General features: G+C 47.0%; 7 protein-coding genes. 6 read left to right on the top strand and 1 reads right to left on the bottom strand.

Annotated features, from left to right (window positions below):
• A partial coding sequence (locus HMPREF9469_RS25440) for a thymidylate synthase (RefSeq protein WP_007868936.1) occupies window positions 1-609 on the bottom strand: 609 nt, incomplete at its 3' end.
• Between the two features lie 153 nt (window positions 610-762).
• Here HMPREF9469_RS25440 and HMPREF9469_RS25435 point away from each other — a divergent pair.
• The 6 genes from HMPREF9469_RS25435 to HMPREF9469_RS30820 all read left to right on the top strand — a co-directional run bounded on the left by HMPREF9469_RS25435 (window position 763) and on the right by HMPREF9469_RS30820 (window position 9,688).
• Complete coding sequence (locus HMPREF9469_RS25435) at window positions 763-1,260, top strand: dihydrofolate reductase (protein ID WP_007868932.1); 498 nt, start codon at window positions 763-765, stop codon at window positions 1,258-1,260.
• Window positions 1,257-1,748 (top strand): dihydrofolate reductase, encoded by a 492-nt coding sequence (locus HMPREF9469_RS25430; protein ID WP_007868929.1) that lies wholly within the window; start codon window positions 1,257-1,259, stop codon window positions 1,746-1,748. The genes HMPREF9469_RS25435 and HMPREF9469_RS25430 overlap by 4 nt, the downstream gene beginning before the upstream one ends.
• A 138-nt stretch (window positions 1,749-1,886) precedes the next feature.
• Window positions 1,887-2,801, top strand: a complete 915-nt coding sequence (locus tag HMPREF9469_RS25425) for an aldose 1-epimerase family protein (protein ID WP_007868927.1) — start codon at window positions 1,887-1,889, stop codon at window positions 2,799-2,801.
• 38 nt (window positions 2,802-2,839) lie between these two features.
• A complete protein-coding gene (locus tag HMPREF9469_RS25420; protein WP_007868924.1) occupies window positions 2,840-3,730 on the top strand; it encodes a sulfide/dihydroorotate dehydrogenase-like FAD/NAD-binding protein in 891 nt (296 codons plus the stop codon).
• Window positions 3,730-5,118, top strand: a complete 1,389-nt coding sequence (gene gltA, locus HMPREF9469_RS25415) for an NADPH-dependent glutamate synthase (protein ID WP_007868920.1) — start codon at window positions 3,730-3,732, stop codon at window positions 5,116-5,118. Before HMPREF9469_RS25420 ends, gltA begins: the two co-directional genes overlap by 1 nt.
• A gap of 742 nt (window positions 5,119-5,860) precedes the next feature.
• A complete protein-coding gene (locus HMPREF9469_RS30820; protein ID WP_242827946.1) occupies window positions 5,861-9,688 on the top strand; it encodes an InlB B-repeat-containing protein in 3,828 nt (1,275 codons plus the stop codon).
• Window positions 9,689-9,804 lie beyond the last annotated feature (116 nt).

Here is a 9,804-nt window from a genome sequence, read left to right as displayed (position 1 = left end):
GCTTACCTGGGCAAACATGTGGAGCAGCACGGCGTACTGGCACACATTCCAGCTGTTGGCCGTAAGCATGTCCTGGGAACGCTGGTTCAGTATTCCGTTCAGCGTGTGGCCGGACACATTAAATGTCATGCTGTAGGCACATGGGTAGAGGTTCATCTCGTGCAGGTCGTGGTGGTTGTAGATATTGGACATGATCCGCCTGCTTAAAGGGTTGTGCTTTAAGTCATAAAGGATGCGGTCCACCTGGTCGAAGTCCCCCTCCTTATAGCGATGCTTCACTCCCAGCTGGTATCCGTATGCCTTGCCGATGGAACCGTTCTCATCAGCCCAGGAATCCCATATATGGCTGTTCAGGTCGTGGATGTTGTTGGATTTCTTCTGCCATATCCAGAGCAGCTCGTCCACTGCTGATTTAAAAGCCGTACGCCTTAAGGTGATCACGGGAAATTCACCTGACAGATCGTAACGGTTAACAATTCCAAAACGCTTGATGGTATGGGCAGGAGCGCCGTCCTCCCACACGGGGCGGACCTGGTAGTCCGTATCCCATACACCATGGTCTAAAATATCCCTGCAATTCTGTATAAATATCTGGTCTGCATAACTCATGTACATTACTCCTTATGTCAAATATGAACCTATTATAGCAGAGGTTATACGGATTAGAAAGAGAAAATCTTTCTTTCTGCAAGGTTTCATGCTATAATTCTTTTGTTTGGACCAATGACAGTAAATACTGCAACCAAAGACAGGAGGTCTTACATGAACTTGATCGTGGCAGTGGATGAAGCATGGGGAATCGGCAGGGACGGAGGACTTTTGACCCATCTGCCGGGAGATATGAAATATTTTCGGGAAACCACCCGGGGAAAGATCGTGGTGATGGGAAGAAAAACCCTGGAAAGCTTTCCTGACGCAAAACCTCTTAAGAACCGGGTCAACATTGTGCTGACCCAGAACCGGGATTACTGCCCTGAGGGAGTGACTGTATGTCATGATGTAAATGAAACCCTTGAGACATTAAAGCAGTATCCGGAGGAGGATATATTCATCATAGGAGGAGGAATGATCTACGGGGAATTTCTTCCATACTGTAAAAAGGCATATGTCACCTGTATCCACGGTATTTTCCAGGCAGATACAAAGTTTGTGGATCTGGACCGGGAAAAGGACTGGGAGTGGGAGCGTGTGGGTGAAATGCAGGAGTATAACGGCCTGGCCTATGAATTCAGGATCTATACAAGGAGGCAGCAGGAATGAATCTGATCGTAGCAGCTGACAGGCACTGGGCCATTGGAAAAGACGGACGGGTCCTGGTGACCATTCCGGCGGACCAGCAGACGCTGATGAGGGAGACCGCAGGCAAGGTGGTGGTTATGGGGCGCAAGACCTTGGAAAGCCTGCCCGGAGGACAGCCCCTGGGAAACAGAAAGAATCTGGTGCTGACCCGGGATGAGGATTATAAGATCAAAGGTGCCCATGTGTGCCATTCCTTGGAGGAAGCCATGGAATGGCTCCAGGCTTTTGACACCAATGATATCTATATCATAGGCGGACAGAGCATCTATGAACAGTTTCTGCCCTACGCAGACACCGTACATGTAACCCGCATTGACTACACCTATGACGCGGACACATTTTTCAAAAATCTGGAAAATGATGGGGATTGGAGAATGACGGATGAGGGGGATGAACAGACATATTTTGACCTTTGTTACACCTTTCAGAAGTTCCAACGGATAAAATAACAAAAAAATTGTATATTACGACTAAAATCTAAAAAATATTTAGGAATTTTAGAAAAAGCAGTTGTAACATGATGCAGAAAATGATAATATAAAGCTTGTGCAGCTGTAAATTCTCACAAGCAGATTGGGGGAATCCATATGAAAGCAGATGGAACACTATTTACACTGGAAAATGATGAACTTTTGGTCACCGTGGCCAGACACGGGGCGGAACTCACCAGGATTTTTGATAAGAAGGCCGGGAGAGATGTACTTTGGGGCGCTGACCCTGCTGTTTGGGACCGCCATGCGCCTGTGCTTTTTCCTTTTGTGGGAAAGTGCTATGAAGGCCGATATATTTATGAAGAAAAAGAATATCAGATGCCGACCCAGCATGGATTTGCCAGGGACATGGAATTTGAACCGGTCCTGTGTGATCTGGATGAGTGCTGGTTTAAGCTTAAGGATACGCCGGAAACATTTGAAAAATATCCCTTCCATTTTGAACTGGAGATCGGGCACAGGCTGGAAGGCCGCACCATCACTGTGATGTGGAAGGTGACAAACCTGGATTCCGGGGAAATGCTGTTTATGATGGGCGGACACCCTGCATTTCAGGTGCCGGAGGGGCGTAGCATCTACGATTACACCTTTGAGTTTAACCGGGAAGGATGCAGGAAAGGACAGTTTCAGGAGGAACTTCACTATCTTGCCCCCACCAGTGGGGGATATGAGTCGGAGGAACTGGCGGGAACCCTTTCGCTTCAGGACGGCCGGGTGGAACTGACAAAGGGGTTTTTCGATACAGCCCTCACCTATATGTTTGATGATGCACAGGTCAGCAGTGTGAGCCTGTTATTGGACGGCAGGCCCTATGTGACCATGGGGTGCGATGACTTTCCTTATTTGGCAGTCTGGACCATAGAGGATACCCACCCCTTTGTCTGCCTGGAGCCATGGTATGGGATCTGCGCGTCAGAAGGGTATAAGGGAGAGTTAAAAGACAGGAAAGGTATCATTTCCCTGCCTGGATGGGAATCATGGAGTAAGAGCTATACCATTCAAGTGGGCTAATTATAAATTACTATTTATAACAAATCAGGAGGAGAACCATGTATAAGATTGTTAAGGCAGAATGCCTGGCAGACAAGATCTATCTGATGGACGTGGAAGCACCGCGTGTAGCCAGAGCCTGCCAGCCGGGTGAATTTGTGATCGTTAAGATGGATGAGGCAGGAGAGAGGATTCCCCTTACCATCTGTGATTTCAACAGGGAGAAAGGGCTTGTCACCATTGTATTCCAGACAGTAGGCGCTTCCACCGAGCGCATGGCAGGCTTAAAAGCCGGGGATTATTTCCAGGATTTCGTGGGACCTCTGGGCCAGCCTTCCGAGTTCGTAAAGGAAGACCTGGAAGAAGTAAAAAAAAGACGCTACCTCTTTGTGGCCGGCGGCGTTGGTTCTGCTCCTGTTTATCCACAGGTTAAGTGGATGAAGGAAAACGGCATTGACGTGGATGTCATTGAAGGCTCCAAGACAAAGGACCTGCTTATACTGGAAGATGAATTAAGGGCAGTGGCAGGCAATCTGTACATAACAACAGACGATGGTTCCTATGAGCGCAAAGGCATGGTTACTGAGGTCATCAAGGACCTGGTTGAAAATGAAGGAAAGAAATATGATGTGTGCGTGGCCATCGGTCCCATGATCATGATGAAATTCGTATGCAAGCTTACCAAGGAATTAGGCATTCCCACCATTGTCAGCCTGAACCCCATCATGGTGGATGGAACCGGCATGTGCGGCGCCTGCCGCGTCAGCGTGGGCGGAGAAGTAAAGTTCGCATGCGTGGACGGTCCTGAGTTTGACGGCCATTTGGTGGATTTTGACCAGGCCATGAAACGCCAGCTGATGTATAAGACAGAGGAAGGCAGGGCGCTCTTAAGACTGAAGGAAGGCGCAACACACCACGGCGGATGCGGAAATTGCGGAGGTGAGGAATAATGGACGTATTAAAGAAGATACCGGTAAGGGAGCAGGACCCACAGGAAAGAGCAACTAATTTTAAGGAAGTGTGTCTGGGATACAACCAGGAAGAGGCGCAGGAAGAGGCACAGCGCTGCATCAACTGTAAGAATGCCAAGTGCATCCAGGGATGTCCGGTTGCCATCAATATTCCCAAGTTCATCTCAGAAGTAAAGGAAGGAAAATTCGAGGATGCAGCCAATACCATAGCAGAGTCCAGCGCCCTTCCAGCTGTGTGCGGACGTGTGTGCCCCCAGGAGAGCCAGTGTGAAGGAAAATGTATCCGCGGCATCAAGGGAGAGCCTATTTCCATCGGAAAGCTGGAGCGTTTTGTGGCTGACTGGTCCAAGGAGCATGGATTTGTACCGGCAAAGCCGGATAAGACCAACGGCATGAAGGTGGCTGTCATCGGTTCCGGCCCGGCAGGGCTTACCTGTGCAGGAGACCTGGCCAAGATGGGATATGAGGTGACCATTTTTGAGGCGCTCCATGAGCCGGGCGGCGTGCTTACCTACGGTATTCCTGAATTCCGTCTGCCTAAATCAGGAGTGGTACAGCCTGAGATCGATAATGTAAGAAAACTGGGCGTAAAAATAGAGACCAATGTAATCATCGGAAAGTCCGTGACCATTGATGAGCTGATGGATGAGGAAGGCTTTAAGGCCGTATTCATCGGTTCCGGCGCAGGGCTTCCCAAGTTCATGGGAATCCCGGGAGAGAATGCCAGCGGCGTATTCTCAGCCAATGAATACCTTACAAGAAGCAACCTGATGAAAGCATTCAGGGATGACTACGATACCCCGATCTATCTGGGAAAAAGGGTAGCAGTGGTAGGAGGCGGAAACGTGGCCATGGATGCTGCCAGAACAGCCCTGCGTCTGGGTGCAGAAGTACATATCGTATACAGGAGAAGCGAGGCGGAGCTTCCGGCCCGAGTGGAGGAAGTGCACCATGCAAAGGAAGAAGGGATCATCTTTAACCTTCTGACCAATCCTGTGGAGATCCTTACAGATGACAACGGATGGGTAAAAGGCATGGTAGTGCGTAAGATGGAACTGGGTGAGCCCGATGCATCAGGCCGCCGCAGGCCGGTGGAGATAGCCGGCTCCGACTATACCATTGACGTGGACGCAGTGATCATGTCCCTTGGAACCTCCCCCAACCCGCTGATAAGCTCCACCACAGAGGGACTTGAGACCAACCGCTGGAAATGCATTATAGCGGATGAGTCCAATGGAAAGACCACCAAGGAAGGCGTATATGCAGGCGGAGACGCCGTGACAGGTGCCGCCACAGTTATCCTCGCAATGGAGGCAGGCCGTGCAGGCGCAAGGGGAATTGATGAGTTCCTTCACGGAAGTAAATAAACAAAGAGATAGTCAAAAAGTGGACTGGCAAAGGATTTTCCTTTGACGGAAGGAAAAAGAACCGGTATCCGGGTGCTGCGAAGGCGCCTGTGTACCGGTTTTTTGTGCTATGGGAAAGGGGATGGAGGATGTTGTGGAAAGGAAAAGTTTTAACAGGTCTTGACTTGTCAATTACATATGTGCTATTCTATATTCAATCTCACAGAGTTCTCTGTGTCAGCTTCTTCAGAACAGGTTTGTTCTGGTTGATTGGCCGAATCGGCCGGTTTTCACGTATTAAATTTTGATTAGGTTATAATGATTGGGTTGAAGATTTAATTCCGTGTATTTTATGTCATATAGTTTACTTTGTTAATCTTTCTCTGTGTATCTAAGTTTATGTATCTAAGTTTATGCATCTAAGTTTATGTGTCTAAGTTTATGTGTCTAACTCCATGTGTTAAATTTTATCCAATCATTTTTAGTATGTTAATGAGTACGGTATCATCCGTTTTCACATCGGATGTCCTGTCAGTTACATTTATTTTATATATGGCATAACTGAAATGGAGGTGGTTTTAAAGGCTGTAATGGTTTGGGAAGCAGATGATTTCTTGTAAGAATGTAAGGGAGATTGGGGAGAGCGAATATGCAATTAAAAGGATTAGGGATGATTGTATTAATGACGGCAATGTTGACCAACTCAATTGTTTATGCCGGAAGTCTGATTTCAGATGGGACAGGGGGTGGTGCATTGAGGAAGGTGAGGGAAAATGTGTCAAAATCCAGTCCATCTGAGGCCAGCCCGTCAGAAGCCAGCCCGTCAGAAGCAACTCCATCCGAACCGCAGGTTCGGATGGGAACGCCGGTGGTGGAAATTGATTTTGAGTCTGCAGAACCTGAGGATGTGCCCAGTTGGTATACAAAAATAAAAGGGCGTTTACTGGGGGGAAGGACCCACTATGAATTTGAAGACAGGTATGGAAATATCCAGCACAGAATCTATGGATATTATGACGAGGAAACAGATGCAGAGTGGTACGAATGTGATGAAAGGGGAAGGGTTACAAATGAAAGCCAGTGGATCGATCTGTTGTGGGAGGACTGGGTGCTGGCTCCTTTGCGGTGGGAGAGCGCAGAGGTAGGTATTGATATAACATGTGAGCTTTCCTGCCAGCTTTATGGGGTGGATGATCATATTGTCAACTCCATGGACTTTGAAGTCGTGGATTCGGAACTGGGGGAAAACTATGACGGCACTTTTTATGATGTGTGGTGGCTGGGGGAGGATCTGCTAAAACATAATTCGCCTGTCCGATATTTTATATATGGCCGTGCTGTTAATGCAGAGATGGAAGACAAGTGGCTGGAATGTACGGAATCAGGAGTGATAATAGACAAAGTAAACATGCTGAAGCCGTCCCAAGTGCCGTCATGGTATATAAAAGGCAGCCGCGGGACAGTGGATCTTTACTTTTTTGTGGACCGTACCGGATGTCCCCAATACCGGATATACACAGTCTCCTCAGGCATTATGGGCTGGTATGCCTGTGATGAGAAGGGAAATCTCTCGGATTCCCGGGCTGTTGATATACAGAGTGAGGATATGGTACTGGCACCCTACCGTTACAAAAGTGCGGGGATCACAGACAGTGAACTGCAGACATTTCTATATGGAGAGAATATAGAAGTACAACAAAATGGAAGAATTGGTTCAGAAGTTTTGTCCGGGTCTAATTATGATAATACCAGGTACGATTTTCTGCATATTTATGGAAATGTACAGGAGGGATCGGATTCTGACAGCTATTATCTTTATGGTACCATTGTCAACAGTGAGATAGATAAAGCGGACCTTGACCCATGCTGGTATCGGTGCGATGAGCAGGGGAAGGTGCTTGGCAATGCATTGAATTATAAGTATCCGGATCCTGGCATTATGCCGTTGTCCCTCAGCCGTGGAGCGGATGTGACGGCAGTTGAAAAAACATTGGCAGGGAGCAGTAATGTTACGATATTTACGGCTTCCGACATACCCAACGGCGGACGGCTGATCATTGACTGCGGTCTGGCGAAGAAATATGGCAATCAGGTGGCGATCAATGATTATCTGGGGGCAAGTAATAGCAAACACAAGGTGATCATTTTTTACAAAGCAGATAAAGCCTGGACCAATCTGCAATATTACCACGAGACCTGGGCAGAAGGCCATAAATGGGTCTATGCCCCTATTGATGAGAATGCATATTGGTATGCCGGTTCTAAGATGAATCTCAGTTCCCACTGGAGCTGGAGCATATCAGAGGTAAATGCCGGAGGATATTATTATGACAGCGATTCTGAGGGGAGTACCTGGTCCCCTATTCCTATGAAAACAGACTACTTTACAATGGTACGCCAGCATACATATGGGGACTGGTCAATTGTAAAGGCAGCCACATGCACTGAGACGGGATTAAAGAAAAGGACATGCGCAGGCTGCGGGACTGCTGAGACACAGGTAACGTCAGCATTGGGACATTTATGGGAAAATAATTATTATACCGGAGCGGACAATGGGACTTATTACAAGAGATGTGTACGGAACGGGTGCAATTCCAAAACAGATGTTAAAAATAATCCATATACAGTGACATTCCTGTCTAACAATGGGGAAGAAAAGACAGAAGTCCAAGACTTTGTTTACAACATCACTCAGCCCCTAAAGGCGAATAATTTCAAAAAGGATCACCACAGCTTTATAAATTGGTCTGAGCAGCCGGACGGAAGAGGAGCAGTGTACTATGATAAGGAATCAGTAAATAATTTGACGCCTGTCTATTCCGGCAATCTGCAGCTGTATGCGCAATGGCAGCCTGATCAATATGATATTACATACCATGACGGTTTGGACGGCACTCAAAATATAACAAAAGTTCTCTCGTATACCTTGAATTTAGGAGAACTCCCTGTTTTTACAAGGCCGGGATATACCCAGATTGGATTTGGCACGGATCGTACCGGGGGCGAGAAGATTACAGAGGAAACCGCAGTTCCAGGCAGTGACACAACCTATTATGCCCAGTGGTCACCGAATCAGTATGATCTTATATTTCATACACAGGATTCCTTTTGGGGGAGCAGGAAAAAGACAGTTACCTATGACAGTGCCATCGGCATTCTGCCCACGCCGTCCATGGAAGCCTATAAGTTTTTGGGGTGGTATGCAGAACCATACAGTCATATTTATCAGGAAGGAATCATGTTCGGGGAGCAAAGGCCATCCAATCTCAAGAAGGTTGCGGAAACAGATATATATCAGGTTGCGGGGGATCTTCAGGTATATGCATACTTTACCCTGATATACCGCGATATTGGCAATGGCACCAATCAAAGGCCCGGGCCTGATGGGGATCTGGATACAGAGGATGATACATTTTATCTAAATGGCAGAGACGGCCTTGCCGGGACACGGGATGACAAAAGAATTTATCCGGGGCAGGACGGACAATATGGAACAGAAGATGATTATTACATGGATGAAAAGGAGCTGAAGATATATTCCGGTCCGGATAAAACGTTTCAGACCAAGGATGATTATCGCGACAATAAAGATGGAACCAATACAAGGCCGGGGCAGGATCATGAATTTGAAACAGCGGATGATATTCTTGCTTTTAACGGCTTAGATGGAATATCCGGGACAAAGGATGACTGGGTGGACAACAGCTGTGATTATCCGGGAACGAACCTGCGTCCTGGCCTGGATGGGATATTTGGTACAAAAGATGATGAAGTGTACTGGAATGGACCGGATGGGGAAGCGGGAACGGAGGATGACCGGCTGATATATCCGGGCCTGGATGGCCAGCTGGGGACAAAGGACGACTGGGTGGACAACAGCTGTGATTATCCGGGAACGAACCTTCGCCCTGGCCTGGATGGAGTATTTGGTACGGAGGATGATGAGGTGTACTGGAATGGACCGGATGGGAAGCCGGGAACAGAGGATGACCGATTGATTCATCCCGGACCGGATGGACAATATGGAACAGAGGATGATTGTTATGATAATAAAGAGAAACAGGAAGGAACCAATGTCCGGCCTGGTCCAGACGGTATATTTGGGACAGAAGATGATGAATTATGGATGAATGGTCCGGATCAGTTACCAGGAACCAAGGATGATATGAAGTATATGCGTGGAAATTCATCTGGCGGATCAGGTGGATTTAGCGTAGGAAGACTGGTTGGACGAAGTGTATTAAAGCCATTATTTGAGATAGGTGAAAATGATGGTGAAATAACAAGTTTACAATCCAGGGGTCTGCTCAGTTCTGTTTATATGGGATTAAACCGATTAAAAGAAGATCAGTTGATTATCCATACAGAGACAGATGAAGTGCAGAAAGAACTAATTAAAAAAAGGCAGGAGACAGTGGACATGGAACAGGAGAATGGGGAGGAAGTGACGGATTGGCATCAGCAAATTAAACAGAATTACAAGGATACAATTTATTATATTCAAATGATGGAGTTTCTGATTATCTTATTATTTCTACTCTGTATTTCAGGGTATTTATTCCAAACATTTTCTAAAAAGAACATGTAAACGTAAGTACCTTGAAAATTCAATATGGAAACTCGGATGTCCTGAACAGTTACAAATAGTTGTATAAATATATAAAGCTATGGGGCTGCTTGAGAGGGCAGAAACCATAGCTTTAT

Origin of the sequence: [Clostridium] citroniae WAL-17108 (assembly GCF_000233455.1) — a bacterium.
GTDB lineage: Bacteria > Bacillota > Clostridia > Lachnospirales > Lachnospiraceae > Enterocloster > Enterocloster citroniae.
This window is presented reverse-complemented; position numbering and strand designations above follow the sequence as displayed.

Excerpts from the sequence above, each read along its gene's own strand:
- HMPREF9469_RS25435 (WP_007868932.1), top strand. The coding sequence starts at position 763 with ATGAACTTGATCGTGGCAGTGGATGAAGCATGGGGAATCGGCAGGGAC.
- HMPREF9469_RS25430 (WP_007868929.1), top strand. The coding sequence starts at position 1,257 with ATGAATCTGATCGTAGCAGCTGACAGGCACTGGGCCATTGGAAAAGAC.
- HMPREF9469_RS25425 (WP_007868927.1), top strand. The coding sequence starts at position 1,887 with ATGAAAGCAGATGGAACACTATTTACACTGGAAAATGATGAACTTTTG.
- HMPREF9469_RS25420 (WP_007868924.1), top strand. The coding sequence starts at position 2,840 with ATGTATAAGATTGTTAAGGCAGAATGCCTGGCAGACAAGATCTATCTG.
- gltA (WP_007868920.1), top strand. The coding sequence starts at position 3,730 with ATGGACGTATTAAAGAAGATACCGGTAAGGGAGCAGGACCCACAGGAA.